The sequence below is a fragment of the Herminiimonas sp. GW821-FHT09C12 genome, from assembly GCF_059416385.1.
This window is the reverse complement of record NZ_JBWKPC010000001.1, coordinates 305,421-331,769: the sequence shown is the minus strand read 5'-3', so window position 1 is coordinate 331,769 and position 26,349 is coordinate 305,421. Positions and strand designations below refer to the sequence as shown.

24 protein-coding genes, 1 tRNA gene and 1 pseudogene are annotated in these 26,349 nt (G+C 49.6%); 14 read left to right on the top strand and 12 right to left on the bottom strand.

Features of this window, described 5'->3' with window-relative positions; translation table 11 throughout:
• Positions 1 to 367: 367 nt before the first annotated feature.
• Positions 368 to 2,071, top strand: coding sequence for an HNH endonuclease (locus AC07N2_RS01550; RefSeq protein WP_494776706.1), 1,704 nt, complete (start codon positions 368 to 370; stop codon positions 2,069 to 2,071).
• Positions 2,072 to 2,165: 94 nt separating this feature from the next.
• On the opposite strand, the pseudogene AC07N2_RS01545 reads toward AC07N2_RS01550, so the two are convergent.
• Together AC07N2_RS01545 and AC07N2_RS01540 are read right to left on the bottom strand one after the other, a co-directional pair.
• A pseudogene (locus AC07N2_RS01545) lies at positions 2,166 to 2,825 on the bottom strand (recombinase family protein); the annotation flags it as partial.
• 704 nt (positions 2,826 to 3,529) lie between these two features.
• Positions 3,530 to 4,060: a hypothetical protein gene (locus tag AC07N2_RS01540; protein WP_494776705.1), complete on the bottom strand. Its 531-nt coding sequence runs from the start codon at positions 4,058 to 4,060 to the stop codon at positions 3,530 to 3,532.
• 94 nt (positions 4,061 to 4,154) lie between these two features.
• On the opposite strand from AC07N2_RS01540, the gene AC07N2_RS01535 reads away from it, so the two are divergent.
• From AC07N2_RS01535 to AC07N2_RS01525, 3 genes are all read left to right on the top strand, one after another.
• The gene (locus AC07N2_RS01535; RefSeq protein WP_494776704.1) at positions 4,155 to 4,418 is read left to right on the top strand and encodes a helix-turn-helix domain-containing protein; all 264 of its coding nucleotides are present in this window, start codon (positions 4,155 to 4,157) and stop codon (positions 4,416 to 4,418) included.
• A gap of 651 nt (positions 4,419 to 5,069) precedes the next feature.
• On the top strand, positions 5,070 to 5,273 hold the full coding sequence (locus tag AC07N2_RS01530) for a hypothetical protein (protein ID WP_494776703.1): 204 nt from the start codon (positions 5,070 to 5,072) through the stop codon (positions 5,271 to 5,273).
• Positions 5,274 to 5,284: 11 nt separating this feature from the next.
• Positions 5,285 to 5,854: a hypothetical protein gene (locus AC07N2_RS01525; RefSeq protein ID WP_494776702.1), complete on the top strand. Its 570-nt coding sequence runs from the start codon at positions 5,285 to 5,287 to the stop codon at positions 5,852 to 5,854.
• 222 nt (positions 5,855 to 6,076) lie between these two features.
• Here the strand turns inward: AC07N2_RS01525 and AC07N2_RS01520 are convergent, their stop codons facing one another.
• From AC07N2_RS01520 to mutL, 4 genes are all read right to left on the bottom strand, one after another.
• Positions 6,077 to 7,486, bottom strand: coding sequence for a DUF6538 domain-containing protein (locus AC07N2_RS01520; RefSeq protein WP_494776701.1), 1,410 nt, complete (start codon positions 7,484 to 7,486; stop codon positions 6,077 to 6,079).
• Between the two features lie 86 nt (positions 7,487 to 7,572).
• A tRNA-Met gene (locus AC07N2_RS01515) sits at positions 7,573 to 7,649 on the bottom strand.
• 129 nt (positions 7,650 to 7,778) lie between these two features.
• A complete protein-coding gene (gene miaA / locus AC07N2_RS01510) occupies positions 7,779 to 8,732 on the bottom strand; it encodes a tRNA (adenosine(37)-N6)-dimethylallyltransferase MiaA (RefSeq protein WP_494776700.1) in 954 nt (317 codons plus the stop codon).
• A 27-nt stretch (positions 8,733 to 8,759) separates the two neighbouring features.
• Positions 8,760 to 10,598 carry a DNA mismatch repair endonuclease MutL gene (gene mutL, locus AC07N2_RS01505; RefSeq protein ID WP_494776699.1) on the bottom strand — a complete coding sequence of 613 codons (1,839 nt, stop codon included), beginning with the start codon at positions 10,596 to 10,598 and terminating at the stop codon, positions 8,760 to 8,762.
• A 122-nt stretch (positions 10,599 to 10,720) separates the two neighbouring features.
• Between mutL and AC07N2_RS01500 the strand changes: the two genes are divergently transcribed.
• Positions 10,721 to 11,377, top strand: coding sequence for a VTT domain-containing protein (locus AC07N2_RS01500; protein ID WP_494776698.1), 657 nt, complete (start codon positions 10,721 to 10,723; stop codon positions 11,375 to 11,377).
• 23 nt (positions 11,378 to 11,400) lie between these two features.
• Here the strand turns inward: AC07N2_RS01500 and AC07N2_RS01495 are convergent, their stop codons facing one another.
• The 5 genes from AC07N2_RS01495 to AC07N2_RS01475 all read right to left on the bottom strand — a co-directional run bounded on the left by AC07N2_RS01495 (position 11,401) and on the right by AC07N2_RS01475 (position 17,049).
• Positions 11,401 to 12,702, bottom strand: a complete 1,302-nt coding sequence (locus AC07N2_RS01495) for an N-acetylmuramoyl-L-alanine amidase (protein WP_494776697.1) — start codon at positions 12,700 to 12,702, stop codon at positions 11,401 to 11,403.
• Positions 12,666 to 13,151 carry a tRNA (adenosine(37)-N6)-threonylcarbamoyltransferase complex ATPase subunit type 1 TsaE gene (tsaE, locus tag AC07N2_RS01490; RefSeq protein ID WP_494776696.1) on the bottom strand — a complete coding sequence of 162 codons (486 nt, stop codon included), beginning with the start codon at positions 13,149 to 13,151 and terminating at the stop codon, positions 12,666 to 12,668. Before tsaE ends, AC07N2_RS01495 begins: the two co-directional genes overlap by 37 nt.
• A gap of 163 nt (positions 13,152 to 13,314) precedes the next feature.
• Complete coding sequence (locus AC07N2_RS01485) at positions 13,315 to 14,205, bottom strand: AEC family transporter (RefSeq protein WP_494776695.1); 891 nt, start codon at positions 14,203 to 14,205, stop codon at positions 13,315 to 13,317.
• Between the two features lie 98 nt (positions 14,206 to 14,303).
• On the bottom strand, positions 14,304 to 14,894 hold the full coding sequence (locus tag AC07N2_RS01480; protein ID WP_494776694.1) for a response regulator transcription factor: 591 nt from the start codon (positions 14,892 to 14,894) through the stop codon (positions 14,304 to 14,306).
• A 124-nt stretch (positions 14,895 to 15,018) separates the two neighbouring features.
• On the bottom strand, positions 15,019 to 17,049 hold the full coding sequence (locus AC07N2_RS01475) for a sensor histidine kinase (RefSeq protein WP_494776693.1): 2,031 nt from the start codon (positions 17,047 to 17,049) through the stop codon (positions 15,019 to 15,021).
• A gap of 214 nt (positions 17,050 to 17,263) precedes the next feature.
• Between AC07N2_RS01475 and AC07N2_RS01470 the strand changes: the two genes are divergently transcribed.
• The 7 genes from AC07N2_RS01470 to AC07N2_RS01440 all read left to right on the top strand — a co-directional run bounded on the left by AC07N2_RS01470 (position 17,264) and on the right by AC07N2_RS01440 (position 24,138).
• On the top strand, positions 17,264 to 18,283 hold the full coding sequence (locus tag AC07N2_RS01470) for a DctP family TRAP transporter solute-binding subunit (RefSeq protein WP_494776692.1): 1,020 nt from the start codon (positions 17,264 to 17,266) through the stop codon (positions 18,281 to 18,283).
• Positions 18,284 to 18,671: 388 nt separating this feature from the next.
• Positions 18,672 to 19,649, top strand: coding sequence for a tripartite tricarboxylate transporter substrate binding protein BugD (locus AC07N2_RS01465; protein WP_494776691.1), 978 nt, complete (start codon positions 18,672 to 18,674; stop codon positions 19,647 to 19,649).
• 175 nt (positions 19,650 to 19,824) lie between these two features.
• A complete protein-coding gene (locus tag AC07N2_RS01460; RefSeq protein ID WP_494776690.1) occupies positions 19,825 to 20,286 on the top strand; it encodes a tripartite tricarboxylate transporter TctB family protein in 462 nt (153 codons plus the stop codon).
• A 12-nt stretch (positions 20,287 to 20,298) separates the two neighbouring features.
• Positions 20,299 to 21,801: a tripartite tricarboxylate transporter permease gene (locus tag AC07N2_RS01455; RefSeq protein ID WP_494776689.1), complete on the top strand. Its 1,503-nt coding sequence runs from the start codon at positions 20,299 to 20,301 to the stop codon at positions 21,799 to 21,801.
• A gap of 490 nt (positions 21,802 to 22,291) precedes the next feature.
• Positions 22,292 to 22,792: a methylated-DNA--[protein]-cysteine S-methyltransferase gene (locus AC07N2_RS01450; protein WP_494776688.1), complete on the top strand. Its 501-nt coding sequence runs from the start codon at positions 22,292 to 22,294 to the stop codon at positions 22,790 to 22,792.
• Positions 22,789 to 23,694, top strand: a complete 906-nt coding sequence (gene xerD / locus AC07N2_RS01445; protein WP_494776687.1) for a site-specific tyrosine recombinase XerD — start codon at positions 22,789 to 22,791, stop codon at positions 23,692 to 23,694. The genes AC07N2_RS01450 and xerD overlap by 4 nt, the downstream gene beginning before the upstream one ends.
• Before the next feature lie 246 nt (positions 23,695 to 23,940).
• Complete coding sequence (locus AC07N2_RS01440) at positions 23,941 to 24,138, top strand: hypothetical protein (protein WP_494776686.1); 198 nt, start codon at positions 23,941 to 23,943, stop codon at positions 24,136 to 24,138.
• Position 24,139: 1 nt separating this feature from the next.
• On the opposite strand, the gene AC07N2_RS01435 is transcribed toward AC07N2_RS01440, so the two are convergent.
• Positions 24,140 to 25,153 carry an endonuclease/exonuclease/phosphatase family protein gene (locus AC07N2_RS01435; RefSeq protein WP_494776685.1) on the bottom strand — a complete coding sequence of 338 codons (1,014 nt, stop codon included), beginning with the start codon at positions 25,151 to 25,153 and terminating at the stop codon, positions 24,140 to 24,142.
• Positions 25,154 to 25,189: 36 nt separating this feature from the next.
• On the opposite strand from AC07N2_RS01435, the gene AC07N2_RS01430 reads away from it, so the two are divergent.
• Both AC07N2_RS01430 and plsY read left to right on the top strand, forming a co-directional pair.
• Positions 25,190 to 25,681, top strand: a complete 492-nt coding sequence (locus tag AC07N2_RS01430) for an aminoacyl-tRNA deacylase (RefSeq protein ID WP_494776684.1) — start codon at positions 25,190 to 25,192, stop codon at positions 25,679 to 25,681.
• Between the two features lie 54 nt (positions 25,682 to 25,735).
• Entirely contained in the window at positions 25,736 to 26,341 is a 606-nt protein-coding gene (gene plsY / locus AC07N2_RS01425; protein WP_494776683.1) for a glycerol-3-phosphate 1-O-acyltransferase PlsY, read from the top strand.
• Positions 26,342 to 26,349: the final 8 nt, after the last annotated feature.

The following is a 26,349-nucleotide window of genomic DNA, read 5'->3' as shown; positions in this document are numbered from 1 at the left end:
TATTTCTTCTTATTGCGGCCTCGTTTGAACGTGAGGCCGCAATAAATTAAAAAACAAAAAACCCGCATCGGCCGAGGCTGAAAGCGGGTTTTTGTATGTTCCGGATTGCTCTGAAAACATGTTCTTGGTGGTGATAGGTGGAATCGCACCTGTCGTTGCAAGAAATTCATAACCATATGATTTGTAAGCATTTTTTCTAGCGCTTGGTGTCGAGATTGAGTCAATGTGCATCACCTAAGTGATGCGCTTCAGGACAACATAACGTTCAGTGTATGCAAAATTTTCTGCGCCCGCTAGTTTAGAGAGTTATTCAAAGAGCTATAGTTGGAGTCCTAGCGGTAGCGGCAATTAATTTAGGCAGGAATAAATGGACGAAAAAATTGCACGGACAGTTCGCAATCTAAACAATTGGGAAGACTTACGCCAGTTCGAAGCAAACGCGCGCAAACTAAACCGGCTGACCAACGAGGTTGTCGCCGCAATTTCAACTCGTGCATCCGAACTAGCAAAAAAGCTGATCGAAGATAAAACAGGATTAGCTGTGAGCGAGCTATCGCCAGCTGAACAGAAAATTGTGCAAGCGGTAAGTCTGTATGTTGGGGTAATGCGGCAGCAGGGAAAGTATCCTGGCAGAACGCTTGAACAATTGAGAAATCGGGGCCTTATTGATGCCGCAGAAACCGCCGTAAGTCGAGCAAAACCCACGCAAGGATTTCAGACTTTGGTCGATGCCGACTTGGAAGACTTATCTTATGAGCAAATTATCGTAGACCATCCAGAAGAATTCTCAGTACGCGCACTATGGTTCGCCCGACGAACTCTCGGATTGCAAAATGAAATTAACTCGCCACCCGCCTATGTCGATAGCGAGACACAAGCCCGAACAGAAAAACTGATCCAGTGGCTCAAACTTCAGGCCAGAGAATATGACGGTCTTATTCCAGTTTTTTCCAATGCCGATGCCGCAGAGGTAATGGACATCAGTGACGCGAAACGCTTTGGTCGTGTTCACGGAAACATACAGTCCCGTATTGATTTGGCTTGCTACATTCTTGGCTTTCCACCACTTGGCTTAGCTGCCCAGGTTCCTTTTGAAAAAGCTTGGGGAAGAGAAGGCCGAACATGGTCTTTTCCAGTTGCGGATATGCAGGCTGCAACTCAGTCTCGCAACTGGACAGATGCAGAATTTGATCAAGTGCTTAGCGAAACGGAAAAACTACCAGGGCAGGCGCATGTCTTGTGGAAAGAAGCACTGCAGGGAAATACGGAAGTAGAAGTTAAAAACTGGGCTTATAGTTTGAAAGCCGATACTTCAAATGCGATACAAGAGGTGGGCATACCCGTAGCGCGCCGCAATGTCGCATGGTCCAGAGATGAATTGATTCTGGCGCTTGACCTATACCTACGTCATCGCGCATCTCCGCCTGGCAAAGATAGCGAGGAAGTTGGGGAGCTTTCTGAATTCTTGAACAGATTGAGCGTAGCGCTCGGTCGACCCATTACCGATACATTCCGTAACGCAAACGGGGTCTACATGAAGCTGATGAATTATCGGCGCTTCGATCCCGATTACACTAATGATGGCAAGGTCGGACTGACTCGCGGAAACAAGGATGAAGAAATCGTATGGGCTGAATTTTCCGGTGACTCAGCGAGATTGTTTGACGTTGTCGCTGCTATCAGGTTGACTGTGGAAAGTAATCCAGTTGGAACACTTGGCGGCGAAGACGAAGCTGGCATCGAAGAGGCGGAAGAGGGACGCGTTCTCACGCGTCTACATCGTGTTCGAGAGCGGAGCCGAACACTTGTTGAACAGTGCAAGAAAGCAGCGTTAAAGAAGCATGGTCGGCTGGTTTGTGAAGCATGTGAATTCGACTTTTCAGTAAAGTATGGCAGTGTGGGTGCTGGGCTTATTGAAGTTCACCATACCAAACCAGTTCATACGCTAAGAGAAGGTGACAAAACAAAACTTACCGATCTTGCATTACTTTGTGCGAACTGCCATAGGGTTGTGCATTCGTCGCGTCGCTGGCTTACCGTCGAACAGGTAAAGGCAGCGATTCGAGATTGACCAATTCCTGACGGCGAGTAGAACTTATGCATATCGAATAAGCGCCGCAAATAGAGAGGCCATAGTTCAGCGCGCAATAAGTCAGGCCGCTAAGTTAAGGGGCTGTCGGCCCGTTCAGACGATTCAAAAGCCGCTGCAATTGAATTAAGGACCAGGTGCCACCCCTGGATGTGCGGATGCCAAGCTCGTTCAACTCGACAATCATTTGACGCTGGGTCAGTCTCCGCAACTCAAAGCCTTTCACCTGGCCGCGAAGTTTTTCAGCGAATGCCGCAGCCTCTGATTGGCGGCGTTCGATATCAGGTTTCAGGTTGCCTGAACCGGCAGCGCCAAGCACTACACCACGTTTTTTAGCCATCGCCAAAGCGTCTTTGGTGCGCTCACTGATGCGCCTCGCTTCATGCTCGGCGAATGCCGCCATCAAGTGAATAGTCAGGTCGTTGGCGTCCGGTATATCGCACGCTACGAATTTGACGGCGTTCTTGCCGTTCCCGCGTGACGCCTCCATCAAGCCAGTGATGAAATGAACATTACGGGCAAGCCGGTCTAGCTTGGCGATCAAAAGCTTTGCACCGGACTTGCGGCACGCCTCAAGTGCAGCGCGAAGTTGGGGACGCTTTGCCAACGCATCGGCTCCTTTGCCTGTCTCAGTCTCAACAAATTCCGTGATCAGTTCCCATGCGCCTCCATTCAGGTATTGCGCCACCGCCGCCTGTTGCGCTTCCAAGCCGAGACCGGACGCACCTTGCTTTTGCGTGCTTACCCTTTAGTAAGCGATGTATTTGCCGTTTGTCATTTTTGCCCCATTGACTACATTACAAGACGTTCATTTAATATGTAGTCAAAGGTTAGCACGCCATGTAGATATTGCCGGATAAGAAAGACATATTCACAACCCTTATATGCAATTGAGTTGCAATAGTGTATGCTCATGATCTTGTACATCGCGTTTTATCGGTACCCTAACGTTCGGGCGCGATGAGTTTGGAAATAGAAGGTTCTGGCATATTTCAAGCGGTGGAGTTGGCTCGCAAGAGGCTTCGCAGACCGTGCCAGTGAATGTAATCAACGCACCTGACCTCGATCAGTTGATTGCATAACAGATAGCTGCGATGGAGATTGAGTTACAAAAAACTATACCCATGCCTTATGGGGTAGACAAGGTGACCACCTAACCCCCAATCTCTTGGGGTTAGGGGGAGTATGCCCTGAACTACCCCATGCCCCTAAAAAGCATTAAATTCTTTGAATTTGTTCTGTTAATTCTTTTGTTTGCCCTTGCTACGTTCGTAGCACTTCAACTTAATCAATTGTCCGTTCCGTATTCTTCAGAGATACATAAAAATTTCCCTGCTCGTCAAAGACAACTCTAAGCATCTTCTGCTGACTAATGTCGACACGAGACCGCGACATTTGAAGGTCACGATTAGAACGGAATCTTGCAGCGTCCATTACCACTTAATTACAGTCCACAGCTCTACCAGCATCGGTAACGCTTGTTCGGCACGTATGAGTAGTACCGTCTTTCATTATGTATGTGTCGTATCTATTGCCAACACCAGGAGCGGAACGAATATGCTTCACAGCTTTCTTTTCGTACTCGGCTGATCCAGCCTGCTGTGTAGCATCGAACGCTGTATTTTCAGCTTCTGCTTCTGCACGATATTCGCTCGGCTCTTTTGTTCGAATGGTGTGCCTCACTATATTGAGTCTGCTTTTCATTTTGTAGCAGTAATAGTCGCTGCCTGCGGGTGTTGTTTGGGCAACGATTAATGCATCCAATGCATCGAGATAATTTGCCTTCGAGTTTGCTTTCCAAGGATTGTCCCCGTTAAGGTTGCATTCTTTGCATCCAATGTGCGTAAACGCCTCCAATCGACTAACGCATTCAGCTTTCTCTTTGTCATATTTCGCTTGTTGTTCTTTGCTAGTGCATCCTGCTATTAAGCAAAGCAAAAGTAGCTGCGTCATAAAAGCGAGTTTCATCATCGGTTGCCTTCTTGGAAGTGAGTTTAATAGTGGCGGCGACAGTGTCAATTGCTCGATATGTCTCGATTAGAGAGGTATCAATTAGAGCGTGGCCTTGCAGTGTACATTAGCCGACATTTACGGGGTGAATATTCCTCTCCGAAAACGTTTCGGCTCTGCGGTGAAAGCCATGAGACTGAACACTGGCTTGTCCCAGGAAGCCTTTGCTGACCACTGTGGGTTTGCGCGCAGCTATATGAGTCGCCTTGAACGAGGTAACGCTAATCCATCACTGGATGCAATTGAAAAACTTGCTGCTGCCTTTGATGTAGATGTCGCGGTGTTGTTTGTCACCCAGGTTGAAGCAAAAAAACGATAAAAAGTGCATAAGAAACGCTCAAGGATTCCTCCCCTTTTTTTCTCTTATACATTGCGGTAGTCTTAGATATATAAGAGTTGATTCGAAGGTGATGACTTCATCATTCCGAGAAAAATTTCAACTTGCCTTATACATTTGCAATTCAGCAATTCAAAGTGCCGACTAAATAAGTGATCCATGCTTGGACCGCGCAATGCGGGGAGGATTAGGCTCAGAACAATTTGAACTCTGCCAAACTGCTGACCTGTTGCTCTCTAGGAGAGACTTTACGTGGCTCGGAATGACAAGCGGTAGGGTGAGTGAATTTCATTAAGGCAGTCCCCAGCTCAGCTCTGACTAACTGAGTCCGCATTGCTAGGCACCTTACAGAAACATTAATGTTTTTAAAAATACTATCCGTGTTTTGGGGTTTGAATAGCGCCAAAAACGCCAATATTGGTAATATTTGAACAACTAATAATTCTTTAAGGAAATTGATAATGAGTATTGACGTCTATTAAACAAGATGGCATTCTCAAATTGTTATTTACCGGTTGGTCAATATATGTCGTTGATTTGGTACGATTTCTTTGCTATAGTCGCTGGCTGTCATTGAACTAACTTCATCTTTGGTTAGTCTGTCTACATCATAATGCTCTCGAGGGGCTTGCCGTGAAAACTGATCCAGTGCTTAACAGCACAGTACCAACACTTAAAATCGATCCGCAAACTCTAGCTACAATGGCTGGTGTGTTGCTGGGCGGTGGTGCGGTTGATCATGAGTTCGAAAATGGCTGCAGCACAAAAATCAGCGACATGCTGAAATCGGGAAGTGGTGGATTCCTGAATACTGATAAATATCCGCGTCCAGCTTGAGCGGGTTACCGATGGGCGAAGTAGTTCCTATTGTCTCGGCTTCGCCCGCCGATGCGGCCTTAGCATTACTCAACAGTGATATTGAAGGGATTCTCCAGCAATTTTTCTGGGGTGTACCTACAGGCCTAAAGTTATATCGGGATCATTGTTCGCCGTTTCCTAAGCCTACTGATATGGCTGCTCAACGTGCTTTTGAAGACGAATCTATCGCCTGTATCAATCGTATTCGCAAGGTTATAGAAACTTGTAAAGACGAACTGATGCTGAATGCTGCGGCTAGTATTTTCAAGTACCTTACAAATCACCGAGTCAAATCCCACTCTCAAGATCCATTTAAACTCGCTTATTGGTTTGGAATCGCGTTAACTAATAAGTTAATTGAGGAAGTTGATAAAAAGGTTTCGTTAATTCTTACTGCATGCGTCCTGGATATTTTTTGCTATTCGCATTGCGAAAAAGAAATGCCTCCAATTCTGCGCTCTAAACTTTTTATATCCATTTCAGATGGAAGAAGTGCGCAAGAATTCGGTGAGCATGGAATTTACTTCTCATTCAAGCTAATTGCTAAACTAGCAAAATAGTTCTTGTACTCTTCTGTACATTCTTACCCCCTGTCTTCGATTCTTAAAGTAGCTAACACTGCTACAGCCTTCAGACTGTATCAACTTCATACGAGGTAAGTACTGAGTCGTCAGCTGCGGTGTCTAAGCGAGTCAAATCAGAACGTAGAGTGTTTCTGGACGCGGGTTTGATTCCCGCCATCTCCAGCAATAAAATAATCAACTCGCTTGAGTCGCAATTTATTAAGCACCTAGTGTTTTGTTGAGTAAAGCTGCGACTGCATCCAAGCCGCGCTCGACACCCTCGATGGATAAGCGACGGTGATTCTGTTTCAGCTTTTCATATCGTTCCGCGTCAGAGCTGGCGTATCGCCGTCCGGCCAGAGCTTCTGAAATATGGCTGGGTACGCCGGCATCGCCCAAGACGCGTTTGAATGTATGGCGCATTGAGTGAAAGTAGGCGAGGCTATCGGCATCGAATTGTTGATGTTTTGCGATTGCATCCAATTCCCTGCCGCCCCATCGACTGATGTAATGGCTCCATTTAATGATATGCCCCAGATCGGATTTTACTTCGCGAGGTTTCCATTCTTTTGAAAAGGGTCGTTGGAATCCTGCTTGTTGTTGATCTCTCAAAAAATCAATAAAGCCATGCTGAATCAGTGACGCGTGTATTGGCACGTGCCTCCAAGTGGATACCTTTTTTAACGACTTTCGAACTATGCCGTCAGGGTCAGGGCGACCGTCCAATTTTAAATACCAGATACCCGCCTCTTCGTCGTTAACCAAGTCAGATTTCAAATGAATTTGGCAAAGCTCTTCGATTCGGCATCCCAAAAAGGCGGGGGCAATCGTAACCCAGAACTTATACGGATTGCTCCGTCTATATTGCTTAGCGTTTTCGAACACTAAGGCAAGCTGTTCTAGGGTGAAAGCGTCCCTGTCTTCTGACTCGGGGGAGTCTCTCTTCGGCATTAGTGTTTTTGTCGTGAGCGCGGATAGGCCTGCTGTCCTGACGCGATGCCAGTTCAGAAAGCTTGCGACGGTGGTCATGTAATGACCTTGCGAGGTGATATTTGGTACCGTTGCCAATACGTGACCGCAGTAGGCCACAAAATCCGCTTGGTCGATCTTCAGCACGTCTTTGGCGTCACCAAAATACTTTTGAGCATGATCAAGTTTGCTGCGATAGGTCGCCTTCGTCTGCGCTTTGATCTGTGACTTACTGAAATATTCTGTGAGAGCCGCTCTGAAGGGTTTGTGAGTGATTGTGTGGCTGATATTGTTGCCGTGGCCTCTTATGCCCTCTAGCGCAGTTCTAATCGCAGAGTTGACTGCATCCTGCTCTTCCGGCTCAGCTTTGACGTAAAGTTTCTTGGGCTTCCCCAAGTCGTCGAGATCGATCTCCATTTCCCAGTTGGTGATGAAGCCGTCGGAAGCGTTTGATTTTGTTGACATTGCTATGCGTCGGAAAATTGAATCGGTTTGAGCCGCAAGCCCCCGACCCCGAACGACAGCTAAGCGGCGGTCACTGGTTTCTAGTGATTGCACGAACACCTGCCGACCAAAGACGTGCTGTGCTGCTTTAGGAACTCGCCGTCGGAAATAATAAATGGTTCCGTGCCGCGATTTTGTTAAGAACGTGCCTGCCATGTGTAGCACCTTTGTGCAACACCAAGCGGGTAGGGCGGCAAACAAAAAGCCGCTGATCCTTACGAATCAACGGCTTATGTATTTTTTGGTGGTGATAGGTGGATTTGAACCACCGACCCCAGCATTATGAGTGCTGTGCTCTAACCAACTGAGCTATATCACCAGATAGCCGAAAATTATCGCGTTTTTGGCCGTCCCTGTCAATATCCAATTCCATTACTTAGCAAGATATTGGGCAAAATCCTTGGCTTCTGCGGGTTTGCAGGAGATGAAATTATTATTGAATTTGCAATCAGGGCTTTTTTTGAGCGTTTTCTATCTGCTGCAAAATTGCGCCGGCAGCATCGGGTGCAAGACAGTCGATAACATGTCTATCTTCCATCGAGCGTAGCCAGGTTAATTGTCGTTTGGCTAGTTGGCGTGTGGCGGCGATGCCTTTTTCGCGTAATTCACCCAAGCCGTAAGCGCCGTCCAGATATTCCCAGCTTTGGCGATAGCCGACACAGCGCATGGATGGCAGGCCGAGATGCAAGTCGCCACGTGCGCGCAATGCTTTCACTTCATCGAGCAAGCCACCGCCTTTCAGCATGGCATCGAAACGCGTTGCTATGCGTGTATGTAAAACACTGCGATCAGATGGTTCCAATGCAATTGGCAATAGAGTAAAAGGCAATTCAGTTTTTGGTGCTTGTGCCAGCAGTGCTGACATCGGTTGTCCGGTCAGTGCGAGGATTTCCAATGCGCGTTGTATGCGTTGTGCATCGTTTGGCTTCAAACGAGCCGCAGTGATGGGATCCAAGGCTGCCAGCTTGGCGTGCATGGCCGGCGAGCCGATGATTGCTGCTTCGGCATCCAGCTCGGCGCGGAGCGCGGCATCGGCCTGCGGCAAGGCATCCAGCCCATCTTTCAATCCTTTGAAATACAACATCGTGCCGCCGACCAGCAAAGGCAGTTTGCCGCGTGCGCTAATTTCTGCTGCCAGGCGTATGGCATCCTGACGAAATTGCATGACCGAGTACGATTCCAGCGGATCGAGGATGTCGATCAAATGATGCGGTACTTGCGCGCGTTCTTCATCAGTTGGTTTGGCAGTGCCGATATCCATCTCGCGATACACGAGAGCGGAATCGACTGAAATGATTTCCGCCGGGATGCGTTCTGCAATGGCTAGCGCGGCAGCAGTTTTGCCGGAAGCAGTCGGCCCCATGATGGAGACGACCAACGGTTTTGCGGAATGGGTAGTCATGCGCTTGCTGCTTGAATGATGGACACTTTAGCGTCCGCGCTCGAAGAGTTTATCCAGATCGGATAAGCCTAGCTGCACCCAGGTTGGACGGCCGTGATTGCATTGGTCTGCCCGTTCGGTTGCTTCCATTTGACGTAGCAGGGCGTTCATTTCCGGGCCGGTCAGCGTACGGTTGGCACGCACCGCGGTATGGCAGGCCAATGTGCCGAGTAATTCATTGCGTCGCTCGACCAATACACGCGAGCCGCCGTATTCACGTACGTCACGCAATACATCGCGCGCCAGTGTTTGTGCATCGGCACTTTTCAACAGTGCGGGTACAGCGCGCACGGCCAAGGTGGTCGGTGACAAGGCAGCGATGTCGAAGCCTAGTGATTGCAGTATGTCTTTATTGTCTTCCGCTGTGCCAACTTCCACGCCATCAGCGTAGAAGGTAATCGGGATCAGCAGCGGTTGCACCTGCATCGCATTATCGTCCAGCGCATTTTTTAATTGCTCATACAGTATGCGTTCGTGTGCGGCGTGCATATCGACTAGCACCAAGCCTTTGGTGTTTTGTGCCAGGATGAAAATTCCGTGCAACTGTGCCAGCGCAAAGCCGAGAGGAAATTCATCATCGGATAAAGTCTGCGTGTTATTGCCGGTGAACGCTTGCAGTGGCGAAGACGCGCCGTTGTTTTGATCCGCTATAGGTTCTGCGCCAAAGAGTGCGCCATAACTTGCAGTTGTTTGCGCGACGCCATACGGCGTATTGAATTGCGGCGCGAACGATGTCTGTTGCTGCTCGCGCAACCACGGCATAGCACCGGATGGTGCCGGTGTTGGCGAAGGAACTGCGCCGAATGCTGTGGCAGATGTTTGTGCCAAGGCGCGACTAACGGCATGGAAGACAAACTGATGTACGGCGCGACTATCGCGGAAGCGTACTTCAATCTTCGATGGATGCACGTTGACGTCGACCAATGCTGGATCGAGATCAAGACTGATCACATACGATGGGTAGCGATCACCATGCAATACATCTTGATAAGCGGAGCGTACTGCGTGCGTCAATAATTTATCGCGTACGAAGCGGCCATTTACATAGAAGTACTGCGCATCGGCACGCGCCTTGGAGGCTGTTGGCAAGCCGATAAAGCCGTGCAAGCGCAAAGGGCCCGCGGCTTCTTCCAAAGGCATGCGCGCGCCGGAGAATTCATTGCCGAGTATATGTGCGCTGCGCTTGGCGATATCGTTCACCGCCCAGTGATCGATGGTGCGGCCGTTATGTGACAGCGAGAACGATACGTCCGGGCGCGACAAGGCGATGCGACGCACGACTTCTGCGCAGTGGCCGAATTCGGTTTGTTCGGTTTTTAAAAACTTGCGACGTGCAGGTGTATTGAAATACAAATCCTGTACATCGACGGTGGTACCTAATGCGCCGGAAGAGGGCGCAACCGTGCTTTTTTGATCTATGGTTTGCACGCCGCTGATTTCCCACGCGTGCTGTGCATCTGCTGTGCGTGATGTCAGCGTCAGTTGTGCAACGGATGCAATGGATGCCAGCGCTTCACCGCGAAAACCCAGTGTGGCGACATTTTCCAATTCGGTCAGCGAATTGATCTTGGATGTGGCGTGGCGTGCCAATGCCAGTGGCAATTGTTCCGGCGCAATGCCGCGACCGTTATCGGTGATCGCGATGCGTTTTACGCCGCCTTGTTCCAGTCGCACACTGATTTGCGTGGCACCAGCATCCAATGCGTTTTCGAGCAATTCCTTGACGACGGCAGAGGGGCGCTCGACTACCTCGCCGGCGGCGATTTGCGAAATGAGTTGGTCGGATAGTGGCTGTATCGGCCGAACGGGCTGGGAGGATGCGTGCATGGATAGATTATAACGTTGCATGCGCATGAGCTGCAGTGAACTGTCGCTGCAAAGCGTAGTCTTTCTAGGTTGTCTGTCAGCCTGATCGCTGGTGTATGATGCTGCCGCTACCAAGGAAAATTATGGATTTCATGCAGTTCTTCGACATGATTTTGCATGTTGACAAGTATCTCGGCATTTTTATTGCGCAATACGGCATGTGGATTTATGTCGTTCTGTTTGCCATTATTTTTAGTGAAACCGGTTTGGTTGTCTTCCCCTTTCTACCCGGTGATACCTTGCTCTTCATTGCGGGCGCATTCTGTGCGTCTGGCCAAATGAATCTATGGCTGCTGCTCAGTCTGTTGATGGCAGCGGGAATCCTTGGTAACACGGTGAATTACTGGATAGGTCACTTGGTGGGTGAAAAAGTGTTTACCCACGATTACCGTTGGCTGGACAAGGATGCCTTGAGAAAAACGCATGCCTTCTATGAAAAGCACGGCGGTAAAACCTTGATACTTGCGCGCTTCATCCCGTTTGCTCGCACCTTTGCGCCGTTTATTGCCGGTATATCGGATATGACTTTCTTCCGATTCCAGATATTCAACTGCGTCGGTGCGATTCTGTGGGTAGGGATACTGGTGGTGGGTGGTTATCTGTTCGGCAATATTCCGATCATCCGCGATCACTTGAATACCATCGTGCTGGTCGGTGTAGGCGCAGCCTTCGTGCCAGTCGTGATCAGTGCCTTATGGCGTTTCGCTAAACGATTCAGGAAAGAATCGATCAAGAATTAATCAGCGTGCGCGGGCTGCGCACACTACATCATTCTGCTTTTTGCCAGCGGTGGATTTTTTGCAAAGTATTTCTTGATGCCTTGCGCCACCGCATCGGCCATCCGATCCTGATACGCATCGTCGTTCAGTTTGGCTTCTTCTTCCGGATTTGAAATAAACGCGGTCTCGATCAGAATGCTCGGGATGTCTGGCGCTTTCAATACTGCAAAACCTGCTTGCTCCACCGCATTCTTGTGCAAGCGGTTGATGCCACCGATTTCATTCAATACCGCTTTGCCTAGTTTCAGACTGTCGTTGATCTGCGCGGTTGTAGATAGATCGAGCAAAACGCTGGCGAGTTGCTTGTCGTGATTCTTGATGTTGGTACCACCGATCAGATCAGCAGCATTCTCCTTATTGGCGAGCCAGCGCGCAGCAGTTGAGCTGGCACCTTTCTCCGACAAAGCGAATACCGATGAGCCGTTGGCCGTCGGTTGCACAAACGCATCTGCATGGATGGAGACAAACAAATCAGCCTGCACCTTGCGCGCTTTTTGTACGCGCACATGTAGCGGCACAAAATAATCGCCGTCACGCGTGAGCATGACGCGCATATTTGGATGTTGTTCCAGTTTGGCCTTCAGGCGTTTGGCGATAGACAGCACGATATGTTTTTCGTAGCTGCCGCCGCGTCCTACTGCGCCGGGATCTTCGCCGCCATGGCCGGGATCGAGCGCAATGGTCAGCATGCGGCTGACTTGCGGTGCGCGATCCACTTTAGGTTCTGCATACGGCGGTTTGACTTCGGCAACCGGCGGCGGCATTGTTTCAGTCGGTTTATCCAGCGACCATTGACCTTTTTCTATCAGCGCGGCAATCGGATCAGGAGGATTGACTGGGTACAAATCGAATACCAAGCGGTGCTGATATTTATCGACCGGGGCCAAGGTAAATACCTGCGGATTGACTTCTTCCTTCAGATCGAACACCAGACGCACGACACCAGGCTTGTTTTGGCCGACACGTACTTGTTTGATGTAGGGATCGTTGGGCTGAATTTTTGCGATCAGACTTTTCAGTGTCGGATTCAGATCGATGCCTTCCACGTCCACCACCAGCCGTTCCGGATCCTTGATGATGAAATGGTTGGTCTTTAGATTCGCATCGTTTTCCAGCGTGACGCGTGTGTAATCTTCTGATGGCCAAACGCGCACGGCAAGAATTTGCGAAGCGAATGCCGGCAAAGGGGAAAAGAGCGAGATGAGTAAAGTGCCGCCCGCCTTGAGGACGGTGCGACGCACTCTTGCTTTTACAGGTTTGGAGCGAATTTCAGTCGATTCAGACATTCAACACCTTGGTCGGACAACGCTTGCAATTCTACATCACGCCCTTCGCCTGCAACTGCGAGCGAAATGCTGATATCGGGAGGAGGCAATACCGTTTCAGCCTTTTCAGGCCATTCGATGACGCAAATGGTTTGATGATTGAAGTATTCGCGGAATCCGGCATCAAGAAATTCTTCAGCACTCGCCATCCGATATAAATCGAAATGGATCACATTGACGGTTTGCTCGCCTATGGTGACTGTATATGGCTCGGCTAATGTGTAGGTTGGACTTTTTACATGGCCGCTGTGGCCTAGCGCATGCAGCATGGAACGCGTCAATGCGGTTTTCCCTGCACCAAGATCGCCATGCAGATAGATCGTCAGACCTGGTTGCAATGCGCGCGCGAGCGCTGCACCGAGGGCGATGGTGCCGGCTTCTTCATGCAAATGGGCGGTGTAGTGTTGCATTGAATAGACGTGTCCGTAAATTACTGGTCAATGATCTCGTTCTTTGCCGTGCTTGGCTAACAGTGCGCAGCAGTACGATGCAATTGTTTAAGCAGAGTTCAATTTTCCACTACTTCTGCGTGATCTTATTATTTTGGTGTTGCGACAGCGATGAGAGTTTACTTTACTGTAGCAGCGCCAGCCAAAGTGGCAAGCTTGCCATGGAAATCAGTGTGCCGGCAGAAATCAGAAATGCAACAAAAGGTCCATTTCCACCCATACGAACAGCCAACACATATGCGCTGGATGCCGTCGGCAATGCCGCGAACATGACGACCATTTGTAAATGTAAGGGCGATAAGCCTATCCACAATCCGAGGACATACGCGACGATAGGTACGAACAATAGTTTGACGACGAGGAAATAGGCGGCAATACCCTTTGATGCTTCCAGGCCATTCAAGCGCAGTCCGGCACCAACCATGATCAGACCAAGTGCGATGGACGCATTACCCAAGCGTGACAGGAAAGCGCTGGCCAAATCGGGCAGATGAAAGCCGAGCAGATTAAAGATGACGCCGCCCATGGTTGCCATCAACAACGGGTTCTTTACTAACTCCATCAGCAGATTGCCTTTGTTCTTCACCAGCGCATGGACTGCTGCCATATTGCATAAAGGAACAGCAAAGCCGATAGCCAAGCCCATCAAGGATGCGCCTTCATCGCCGCCGAGTCGGCCTGCGATCGCGAGCGCAATGTAGGAGTTGAAGCGAAATGCGGTTTGCAAGCCGGATTCGAAAATCATCGGGCCGGCTTTGAATAGCGGCTTTGCCAGCCAACCTAAAACAATACCGGCGACGCATGTCGCGATGACAATCTGAAGAAACTGCGCAGTCGTGCCGAAATTGATAGGCGAGCGTGCGGTGGAGTAAAACAACAATGCCGGAAACAGCACGTAGTAAATCAGCTTTTCCGTCCCGATCCAGAACTCGTCATGCCAATTCGTGACGCGAAACAGCACAGCGCCGAACAGAATCAGCATGAAATCAGGCAGCAGGAGGTTGACGATATGCATTGCAATCAGCGACAGGCGCCGGAACGGGAAGACAGGTTAGGGGATAAAGCGGTGCAATGGTGCGGCATGCAAGACATGAGTCTTGCATGCATAAGATTTTACTTCAACAGGCGTGCCAACTCGACTGCTGTTTTTACATTCATCTTGTCGAAAATATGTGCGCGATGAACTTCTACTGTGCGCATGCTGATGCCCAGTTTGTCGGCAATGACCTTGTTCATCTTACCTTCAAGGATCAAATCCAATACTTCGCGCTCACGTCCGGATAGCGCTGACAGGCGTGTGTGTATGGCTGCGCTGGCCGAAGCATGCTCCGACGAAGTCAGCGCTTCTTGTATGCGATCCATCAACTTGTTGTCGTTGAACGGTTTTTCAAAGAAGTCGAATGCGCCACGCTTCAAGGTATCGACTGCCATCGGCACATCGCCATGGCCGGTCAGGAAAATGACTGGAAACGCTTGCGTCAAGCCACGTGCAGTGAGCAGGTCGAACAAGGCAACGCCGCTAATGTCCGGCATGCGAACATCCAGCAATACGCATTGGCCCTGCGTGTTGGTGCGTGTCGTGCTGTCTAGCGTAGCGAGAAAGGTCTTGCCGCTTTCATATGCAGTGGCGGGGATGCCACGTGATTTGGCCAGCCACATCAGTGAATCGCGGATTACTTCTTCATCGTCAATAATGTGCAGCATTGAATATCCTGTCGGTCTGCCGTATGTCTTGTTACGTTTACTCTCACAGCGACTATATATTGTCGCGGCCAGATGATAGAGCTTAAAAGTGTCAAAAATATATCAAAAAGATATCTTTTAATTTTTACTTTGCACGCATTGTCGTTTCGATCAATTTATTTTGCAACGTCGGGAGCGAGAAACGGAAGGTCGTGCCACCGCCCGGATTCTCTGTGTGGGTGAGTGTGCCACCGTGAAATTCGATTGCCGTACGACAAATACTCAAGCCCATGCCCATTCCGTCTGCCTTGGTTGAGAAGAACGGCGAATACAAGCGTTCGGACACTTCTGCCGGTATGCCGTGTCCTTGATCGCTGATGGAGACGATGACATTTTGCGGTACGGCATCGTCGACTGTAGCTGCAATTTTCAATAGGCGTTTTTCTGGTGCTGTATCTTGCATCGCTTCGATGGCGTTGCGAGTCAGATTGAGCAAGACTTGCTCCAGCAACACATGATCGGCCAGTACTGGCGGCAAGGTCGATGGAATGTCGATCTTGATCATGACGAAATATTTTTGCGCTTGTAATTCAACCAGAGGTGCGACGCTCTCTATCAATTCCGCGATGGTAACGGCGGTACGCATAGGTTCACGTTTTTTGACGAAGGTGTGCACGCTGCGGATGATTTGTCCTGCGCGTTGCGCTTGGGCTTGGGCTTTTTCCAATGCGTGCGTCAGCATGTCGATATTGACTTCGTTGGCTCTGGATTTATCGCGCTCCAGCATATTCAGCGCACCAGTGGTGTAGCTGGAGATTGCAGCAAGCGGCTGATTTAATTCATGCGCCAGCGTCGAGGCAATTTCACCCATGGTGGCGAGGCGTGCGCTGGCTTGCAGTTTTTCTTCCTGTTGTCGGTTCAAGTCTTCTACGCGTTTGCGATCAGAGATATCGAGGATGGAGCCCATCCAACCGGTTTGTGCGCCAGTGTTATCAACCAGTGGCGATTCAAAAATCAACACCGGGATACGACGACCATCTGCATGCTGGAAAATAGTTTCAAAGCCTTGTGGATTGGCAGTGCCTGCGGCGACTTGGGAGAAGTGTCGATGATACTCAGACCTTGCTTCTGGTACCCAATACGGCATAGGAGGCAAGTGCCCAACAATGTCTTCCGCGGGTATGCCTACCATTTGCGAAAAAGCCGGATTCACATAGGTCACACGCCCTTCCAGATCGCGTGCGCGCAAGCCTGTAATCAACGAGTTTTCCATCGCGGTACGGAAAGCAATTTGTTCGCGCAAAGCGGTTTCTGCAGCAAGGCGGCGATTAATGTCGCGCCACAATGCGATCAAGCTCCACGCCAGCCCGAGCGACAACAGGATGACCGTATCGACCAGCAGACTTGGTAACAGCTTGGGTGCGCTCTTGATGCTGTTGGTGCTCAGCTTCAACGAGACACCAGCAAGATTGAGCGCGCGTCTATGTGTATACACACCACGTCCGGCGCCACCTGATGCGCGTTTGTGGATGATTACATCATTGATGTCTGTGAGCGCGATTTCATTATCTTGCGCAAACCACCATGGCACCATGTCATCCAATATGCTGGATGCGAGATAGCTCGCAATAATGCTGCCTATATATTTGTTGCCGACAAAAAGCGGTACGTGATAATCGATCATCACCGGCCCGCTGATATCGGTAGCGGGCTGACTGTAGAGCGGTGTTCTGGTCGTGCGTGCGCGTTCGTTGGCTTTTTTCGATGGTGCTGACAATTCATTGAAGGTGATCAATGTTTCGTCGGTCGAGGTGAGCAGTTTGCCGTTTGCATCGAGCTCGATGATGCGGTGGATTTCGTGATTATTACGAATTAAACTCTCCATCCGATCAAGTAAGCGTTTACCTGTCAGATAGCCTGAGATAATCTCGGAGCCCATCAAGCCCAAGCTTTCTTCGTTGCGTTGTAGCTGGAAGCGTATGGTTTGCTCGACCCACAAGGAATCGGCAATTAATTGTTCCTGGCGCTCGCTGGCTTCCTGTTGCTTTTCGTGCAATGGCAACCAGATCAGGGTTGTCAAAAACAGTAGTGCCAGAAATAAAGGGGCAAGCCAGCGCCACGCTTGTTTGCGACTTGGAAAGCCGAAGCTTGGTGAACGAGGTTGATTTGGTATCATAAATAACAATGTAAAAAATCGACTGGCTGTGCAGTAGCGCTGGCGATTTTTTGTGGTTCATTCACAGCATTACATTCAAATTAAAAAATGCTGGTGTATTTCAAGTGTGTGCGTGAGGCATCTATTGTGGCGGAGAATGTGGTTATCCACACTTGTGATGCCATGAGTGACTGCGCATAGTAGCAACCCCAATTTGAAACTTTCTGGTCGTGCGATGAAATTAGCAACAAAACTACATTTGTTTCTGCTGGGCTTGGCATTATCGCTGACCAGCGCAATTGTATCTGCGCAAACGACTACTGTAATCAAATTCAGCCACGTTTCTGCCAGCGATACCCCTAAGGGCAAGGCGGCCCTGCGTTTTAAGGAACTGGTTGAAGAAGCCAGCCGCCGTCGCATACGGGTGGACGTTTACCCAAATAATCTGCTTTATAAAGAGTCGGACGAGCTGGAAGCGCTGCAATTAGGTGCGGTGCAGATGCTGGCTCCATCCTTGGCAAAATTGGCAGAATTCGGCTCGCCGGATTTTGAGGTCTTTGATTTGCCATTCGCTTTTGCCGACAAGGACGCGGTAGCGCGCATTACAGAAGGGCCAATCGGTAAAGGTTTATTAAAGAAGCTGGATTCCAAAGGCATGATAGGGCTAGCGTATTGGAATAGTGGCTTCAAGATCATGTCGGCGAACAAAGCATTGAAGACGCCGGCCGATTTTGTCGGACTTAATATGCGGATACATCCATCCAGAGTATTGGGTATGCAAATGGAAGCGCTAGGTGCTGCGCCACAGATACTGGACGCGCATGAGGTTTATCCCGCGCTGCAAGTGCATGCGATCGATGGCGCTGAGGGTACGCCAGCCAGTTTTTATGCAAGAAAATGGTATGCCGTACAAAGCAATGTGACGATATCGAATCATGGCTATCTGGGCAGTGCCGTCGTCGTCAATAAAAAATTCTGGGAAAATTTGCCATCGGATCTGCGTAATGCGATTGAAGTATCGATGCGTGAAGCAACTACCTACGGCAATCTTCTGGCCGAGCAGGAAAATGCTGCTGCACTTGAACGTATCAAGAAAATGAAAAAATTGACCGTGCATACCTTGACCGAAGCAGAAACTGCTGCCTGGCGTCAGGCTTTGTTACCGGTGCAAAAAGAACTGGAAAGCAGAATTGGTAAAGCGATCGTGTTTGCCGTGACGCGCGATTCTGATGCGCGCCGCGTAAGCGGACGCTGATTCTCATTACTCCGCCCGCACACTTTCAGTGCGCGCTGTTTTCACTATTTTGAACCATCACTCATTTAGTATTGATTATTCGCAAACGATAATATTTCTTTTCTTGCGGACGGCAACTAAAATCGTTTAGTCTTGTCCCCGCAAGTTTGGTGAAAGGTTCAGTTAGTATTATCGCCCTCCCTAGATTAGTTCAGGAAGATATAGGATCGCTAGAATCCTCCACGTTTTTGGTACAAAACGTCTCTTCCACCCAATCAGAGGTATTAACTAGCATCCTTGGTATCGTTTTTTTGACGACTTTGATAGGATGCACGAACAATAGTGACCCGAGCCACTCGGATCTCAGTTGTAGCCTTTCCAATAATTATTAAATCTGGAGACACGTCACATGAAACATAAATTTCTGAAGTCGGTTGTTGGCCTTGCTGTATTAGCTAGCGCATTTTCATACGCCCAAACACCTTATCCAACCAAGCCGATCACGATGATTGTGCCGTTTGCTGCAGGCGGCCCTACCGATACTGTTGCACGTCTGGTTGCACAGTCGATGGGTAATACATTGAAGCAAACAGTTCTGGTTGAAAACGTCGGCGGTGCAGGCGGAACTATCGGTGCAGCACGTGTTGCGAAATCGGCACCAGATGGTTACACCCTGTTCTTGCATCACATCGGTCAATCGACAGCGCCATCGCTGTATCGCAAGTTGAGCTACAACGCGATTGATGATTTCGAGCCAGTTGGCCTGATCACCGATGTGCCTATGACTCTGATCGCACGCGGCGACTTCCCAGCTAAAGACTTGAAAGAGTTGCTGGCTTACGTTAAAGCTAACAAAAACAAAGTGACTTACGCTAATGCTGGCGTTGGTTCCGCTTCGCATCTGTGCGGCATGTTGTTCATGACTGCAATCGATACTGAATTGACCACTGTTCCATATAAAGGTACAGGTCCGGCAATGAACGATTTGCTCGGCGGTCAGGTTGATATCATGTGCGATCAAACCACCAACACCACCAGCCAGATCAAAGGCGGCAAAATCAAGGCTTACGCTGTAACCACAAAAACACGTGTACCTTCCTTGCCTAACCTGCCAACAATGAACGAAGCTGGCTTGCCTGGTTTTGAAGTCGCTGTTTGGCATGGTCTGTATGCACCTAAAGGCACACCAAAACCAATCATCGACAAGCTGGATGCCGCACTGCAAATCGCACTGAAAGATCCAATCGTGAAACAACGTTTCGCTGATCTGGGTACAGAGCCAGTTGCTGAAAATCGTGCAACACCAGAAGCATTGCGCGCACATCTGAAGTCGGAAATCGCCAAGTGGGCACCGATCATCAAAAAAGCTGGCGTCTACGCTGACTGATCATAAAAATGCAGTAATTCTATAAATGACGAGATGCGCTTAGGCGCATCTCGTCATTTGAGTAATGGCTTGGTAGTAATTTCGCAATTACTGATTCATGGCAGGACAGAATGTATATCGTTCGACGTTTGATATTCAGCGTTGAACCATCTGGTTTTTAGAGAAGGGGAGCATCTTGTTATCATTTATTCGACATCCCAAGGATTTTTGGACTGGGGTTATTTTCATAAGTATAGGACTGGCCGCTGTCCTCATCGGTCGTGACTACAATATGGGCACTGCAGGCAAGATGGGTCCTGCCTATTTCCCTACTATTCTGGGTGGCTTGCTGGCATTGATCGGTCTGATTGCCATGGTGCGTGCGTTCTTTCGTGATGGCGAGCCTATCGGCAAATTTGCTATCAAAGAAACAATTCTGATTCTGGCCGGTGTTTTGCTCTTCGGCTTTCTGATTCGTGGTGCAGGTTTGGTCGTTGCGGTATTCGCAATCATCATGTTCAGCGCCTACGCTAGTACAAAATTCAAATGGGTACCGGCGATCATGCTGGCCATAGGTGCTGCCGTGTTTTCGGTAGTGGTTTTCGTCGAATTGCTCGGCTTGCCGATTGCAATTTTTGGCCCATGGTTTGGCGGTTAAAAAGGTACTCAAATGGAATTATTTGCTAATTTAGCTCTTGGATTCGACACGGCTATGTCGCTTCAGAACTTGGCATACTGCTTGGCCGGTGTTTTCCTTGGCACAGCGGTGGGTGTATTGCCTGGACTGGGTCCTGTCGCCACGATCGCAATGTTGTTGCCTGCGACGTTTGCGTTGCCTCCGATCGCTGCTTTGATCATGTTGGCGGGTATTTATTACGGTGCGCAATACGGTGGTTCCACTACTGCAATTCTGGTTAACTTACCGGGGGAGTCTTCCTCGGTGGTGACGGCGATTGACGGTTACCAGATGGCCCGACAGGGACGAGCGGGTGCGGCGCTGGCAACGGCTGCGATTGGCTCCTTCTTTGCCGGTACTGTGGCGACCATCTTGCTCGCATTGTTTGCGCCGCCTCTGGCAGATCTGGCGTTGAAGTTTGGCCCTGCAGAATACTTCTCGCTGATGGTCTTGGGTTTGGTAGCGTCGGTCGTGTTGGCCAGCGGTTCCTTGCTCAACGCAATCGGTATGGTGATTCTGGGCTTGTTGCTGGGTTTGGTTGGTTCCGACGTGAACTCCGGCGCAGCACGCTACACCTTCGATATGCCTGAGCTGGCAGACGGTATCAACTTCGTGATTGTTGCGATGGGTATGTTCGGTATCGGTGAAATCATCCGTAATCTGGAACATGAAGAAACCCGTTCTCTGGTGATGAAGAAGGTTTCCGGCTTGATGCTGACCAAAGACGATATGAAGCGCATCATTGCACCTATCCTGCGCGGTACTGCGCTGGGTTCGGCATTGGGCATCTTGCCTGGTGGCGGCGCGATGTTGGCATCTTTCGCGTCTTACTCCTTAGAGAAGAAGATTTCGAAAAATTCGGCACAGTTTGGTAAGGGCGCGATTGAAGGCGTGGCAGCACCAGAATCGGCAAACAATGCCGGTGCACAAACTTCTTTCATTCCTATGCTGACTTTGGGTATCCCATCGAATCCGGTGATGGCGCTGATGATTGGCGCGATGATTATTCAAGGTATCCAACCAGGTCCTGCGGTGATGACTGAACAGCCAACACTGTTCTGGGGTTTGATTGCATCGATGTGGATTGGTAACTTCTTCCTGATCGTGTTGAATCTGCCTATGATCGGCTTGTGGGTACGCATGATTACCGTGCCATACCATCATCTGTTCCCGGCAATTCTGCTGTTCTGCGCAATTGGCGTATTCAGCTTGAACAATAGCGATTTTGATATTTATCTGATGGCATTGTTCGGTTTGTTTGGTTACATTTGCGCCAAGCTGGAAGCTGAACCGGCACCGATGTTGTTGGGCTTCATCATTGGCCCAATGATGGAAGAGTATCTGCGTCGTGCACTGTTGTTGTCCCGCAGCGACCCGATGGTTTTCTTGCAGCGCCCAATCAGCGCAACCATGCTGGCTGTTGCAGTATTGGCGATGGCAGTGGTTCTGTTGCCAGCATTGCGCAAGAAACGCGAAGAAGCGTTCAAGGAAGACTAATCCTGTGCTGCTGAACTGAGCGATTAAGCGATCAGCTAGGCAGCAGGTAGAAATGTAAAAAAGTAGTATGTAAAGATTAAGGGCGCATCGCGAGATGCGCCCTTTTTATTTTGTGTTACATGCTTGATTATGGGTATGAAACGTTTGTTTGCATTTAGACAAAAAAATATGCCACAAGCTGTTTTCCTCGGCTATGATCCAGTCTGGCGCAACGCTTGATTTCTCGTGAATTGATTTTTATAATCAGTCCCACTCAGCGCAGGGCGCGTATTATCGCAAGACAGAATTGGTAGCAGAGGCGCATACACACACACGGCATCGATGCCGGATTAGTAGGGGAGACCTGTATCAATAAAGAGGCGATAGCCCAGGCTATACGCAGCGGGGGTACAGTAGAGGTATTTGAGGGCGCATCGCGAGATGCGCCTTTTTTATTTTATGCTGTGTTGCTTTATGCTTGTCCTATCGCACTCTTATTCAATTCATTGCCATGAAACAGAACGCTGCCCAATCTTTATTCACCGCTATCGTCGAAGCATCTTTCGGTGCAATAGGCATACGCGTGGAAGGTGAGCATGTGCGCGAGTTGGTGTATTTGCCTGCGAGCTTTGATGAAAAAGAACCAGTCGATCTATTGTCGGAAAAAGCTGCCTTGCAGGTTGATCGTTATCTGCACGATCCCGACTTCCGTTTCGATTTACCTTTGGCGCCAATAGGAACGGCATTTCAAAACAAGGTGTGGAAAGCAATTGCTGAAATTCCACGCGGCAAAGTGCTGACTTACGGTGATATTGCCAGACGCGTGCAATCAGCGCCGCGTGCAGTCGGTCAAGCCTGTGGTGCGAATTGGTATCCCTTGGTGATTCCTTGTCACCGCGTTACGGCTGCGAATGGTCTCGGCGGTTTCTCGCACTACGACGATGAAACCAGTTTTCACGTCGGTGTGAAACGTTGGTTATTGGCACATGAAATGGTGGAAGGTTATCGATGAGCGTTGAGGCATTGCGCAGCCAAGGCGAGATCGATGAGTTTTGCGATACCTTGTGGCTGGAGGACGGTTTGGCCAAGAATTCGCTGGAAGCGTATAGACGCGATCTGCGCTTATTCGCTGTGTGGCTGCAGGCCGAGCGTAACAAGCCTTTGCTGGCTGCGCATGCTGATGATCTGAACGCATATTTCTTTGCACGACATGCAGAGACCAAGGCAACTTCGTCGAATCGCCGATTGGCCGTGCTCAAACGCTTTTATCAATTGGCACTGCGTCAAAACAAAATTACTGATGATCCTTGTCTGAGAATGCGTTCGGCCAAACAGCCGCCACGCATGCCGAAGACACTGTCAGAGGCACAAGTGGAATCCTTGCTGGCTGCGCCTGATGTGACAACACCTTTGGGTTTGCGTGACCGCACGATGCTGGAGCTGATGTATGCCAGCGGTTTGCGCGTGACAGAACTGGTGTTGTTGAAGTCGATAGAGGTGGGCATGAATGAAGGCGTGCTGCGCGTGACAGGTAAAGGTGATAAAACGCGCCTGATCCCGTTTGGTGAAGAGGCACGTGCGTGGATAGAGCGTTACCTGAAGGAAGCGCGTCCTGCGATCCTGAATGGCCAGATTGACGATGCCTTGTTCGTGACGGCACGCGGCGGTGCCATGACACGTCAAATGTTCTGGATCTTGATCAAGAAGCACGCATTCGCGGCAGAGATTAATGCGCCTTTGTCGCCGCATACTTTGCGCCATGCCTTTGCCACACACTTGCTGAATCACGGTGCCGATTTGCGTGTCGTGCAGCTATTGCTGGGGCATTCCGATATTTCCACGACGCAAATTTATACGCATGTGGCGCGCGAACGCTTAAAGCGCTTGCATCAGATGCATCATCCGCGCGGTTAATGTAGATTATTTTGTCGACGCCTCGGTTTATTTTGTTGCTTAAAAGAATGTAAATGGACTGAATTGCCTATTTTTGCCAGATATTTCGATGCGTTTCGAGGCTGCAATGGCAATTTTGCTCTGTCTGCTTCAAGACGCAAAGGGCGGTGGCATGCTAGCATTCGTCCCATTGATGGCGCGTTATCGAAGTAATGATTCCGACCATCTGCCTACCTTAAACAGAACATCCACTCAAAGAGCGACCACTTGGCTAAACCTAATTTTCAGTACGAAAAGCGTCAAAAAGAGTTGGAAAAGAAAAGAAAAAAAGAAGAGAAGTTGAAGCGCAAGCAGGAAAAAGGCAATTCGCCTGACGATGGCTCAGAACCATCTGAAGTTGATGCTGATGAATCGGATGCAGATGTTGCGGATGATGCAAGCAACGTTGATCCTGCCAGCAAGTAACTCAGTCGGACGGCAAGTCGGTTTGCTCGGATGGTTGAGCTGATTCGACAGTTTTATCATGTAACAGTATGCGTACCAGCACCAAGCCATGATCTGACTCATGCGCTTGTCTCAAGGTCATGTGATCGTTCAGATAGATTACTTCGACTACCTCACCGATGGCTGCATGCGATGTCGGATTAAATTCTTCCGAAACCAGAATGTGGTCGATCGTCTCGTAGCTGCTGTCATGAATATGTGTGTAGCCGACATCGCGTAGTGGGTCGCGTCGCGACTGGATGCGGTAGCTTTCAAACAAACGATCATCTACGCCGTTAAGCGGATATTTGCCCAGTCCCATCACCATTTGGGTCGGGATGGCGTCGGCCACATCGTTAAAGTCACCCATGACAATGACAGGTGCGCGCTTGCCTTTTTTTAAATCGGACAGCAAGTAGCGCAAGCCCAGTGCATCGGTGCCGCGACGTATCAATGAGCGCAGGATGGCGATGCCGGTTTGATCCGGGTGATCATCGTTGATGTCGTTGCGGTAATCCGGCAGTTTGGATTTCAGGTGGCAGACGAAAACATGTACCAGCAGCTCGGGCGAGACTTCGATTTGCGCATGCAGGATAGGACGCGTGAAATGCGTTACCGGATGGCTTACGCCAGGTAGATCAATGGCAAGATGGTTGGGGAGTTGCGTGTAAGTGGTGGCGCCGGCTGCGACCGGCAAGCGCGAGATCAAGGCCACGCTGGGCGTCAGATGATCGGCGGATGCTTCCGGATCGAAGCCTATATGATGTGCATTCTGGTATTTTTGAGTTTTGGCCAGTATGTCTGTTAGCGTGGCTTGCGAGAAGATTTCCTGCAAGCCGATGACGTCGGCATCAAGTCGGTCTAGCTGCTGTGCAATCCATGTAATCTTGGCATCGTATTCTTCGGCAGAATACGGAATCTGGTCTTCATAGAATTTCATGCCCGGCAATGCGAGATTGCAGACATTGAAGGTTGCAAAGCGGAGTTCTTGTTGCATAATGTGCTCCAAATTTTATAGATGAGCGTAACACGCATGGCCAAAAAAGAGCATATTTCCGAAACGCCCGCGACACTGTGGTTGCGCCGTAACGGTATAGGTTTTTCCGAACATCCTTACGATTATGAAGAACACGGTGGCACCACGGTTTCTGCGCAAAAACTGGGTGTAGATGAGCATCATGTCGTGAAAACGCTGGTGATGCAGGACGAAGCGGCCAAGCCACTGATTGTCCTGATGCATGGCGACTGCAAGGTATCGACCAAGAATCTGGCGCGCCAGATCGGCTGCAAGTCGGTAGAACCGTGCAAGCCAGAAGTGGCGAATCGGCATTCAGGGTTTTTGATCGGTGGCACGTCGCCTTTCGGTACGCGCAAGGTAATGCCGGTCTATGTCGAGCAGAGTATCCTTGCGCTTGATCATATTTATATCAATGGCGGACGGCGTGGTTATCTGATCGGTATAGCGCCGAATATACTGGTAGAAAAATTGTCTGCGACAGCCGTCAATTGCGCATTGACAGAATAGACACGACGAGCGTGATGAACGCGGTATGTGCAGGGAAATATTAAAAAGGTTGGTATGAATACAGTTTTGTTTGCCATCGGTGCTTATCTGATCGGTTCGATCTCTTTTGCTGTTGTTGTCAGCAAATTTTTCCGTTTGGCTGATCCGCGTAGTTACGGATCAAAGAACCCGGGTGCGACCAATGTGCTGCGTAGCGGTAATAAAAAAGCTGCAGTACTGACGCTGCTTGGCGATGGCGCTAAAGGTTTTCTCGCGGTCTGGCTGGTCAAGCAATTCGGCCCGGCTTATGGTGTACATGAGAATGGCGTTGCGCTAGTCGCGATTGCTGTTTTTCTCGGTCATCTGTGGCCTATCTTCTTCCGCTTTGTCGGCGGTAAAGGTGTGGCGACAGCGCTGGGCGTATTGCTAGCGCTGAATGGCTGGCTGGGTCTGGCGACCTTGATTACATGGGTAGTGATTGCGTATGCATTCCGCTATTCGTCACTGGCTGCATTGATAGCGGCTATCTTCGCGCCGTTCTATTATGGTTTGATGTTTGGGCCGGATGTGATTTTGCTGGCGGTGTTGGCGATGAGCATTCTGCTGGTCTATAGACACAGCAAAAATATCGGTAATCTGTTGGCAGGGAAAGAAAGCCGACTAGGCAGCAAGAAAAAATAATCCATCAT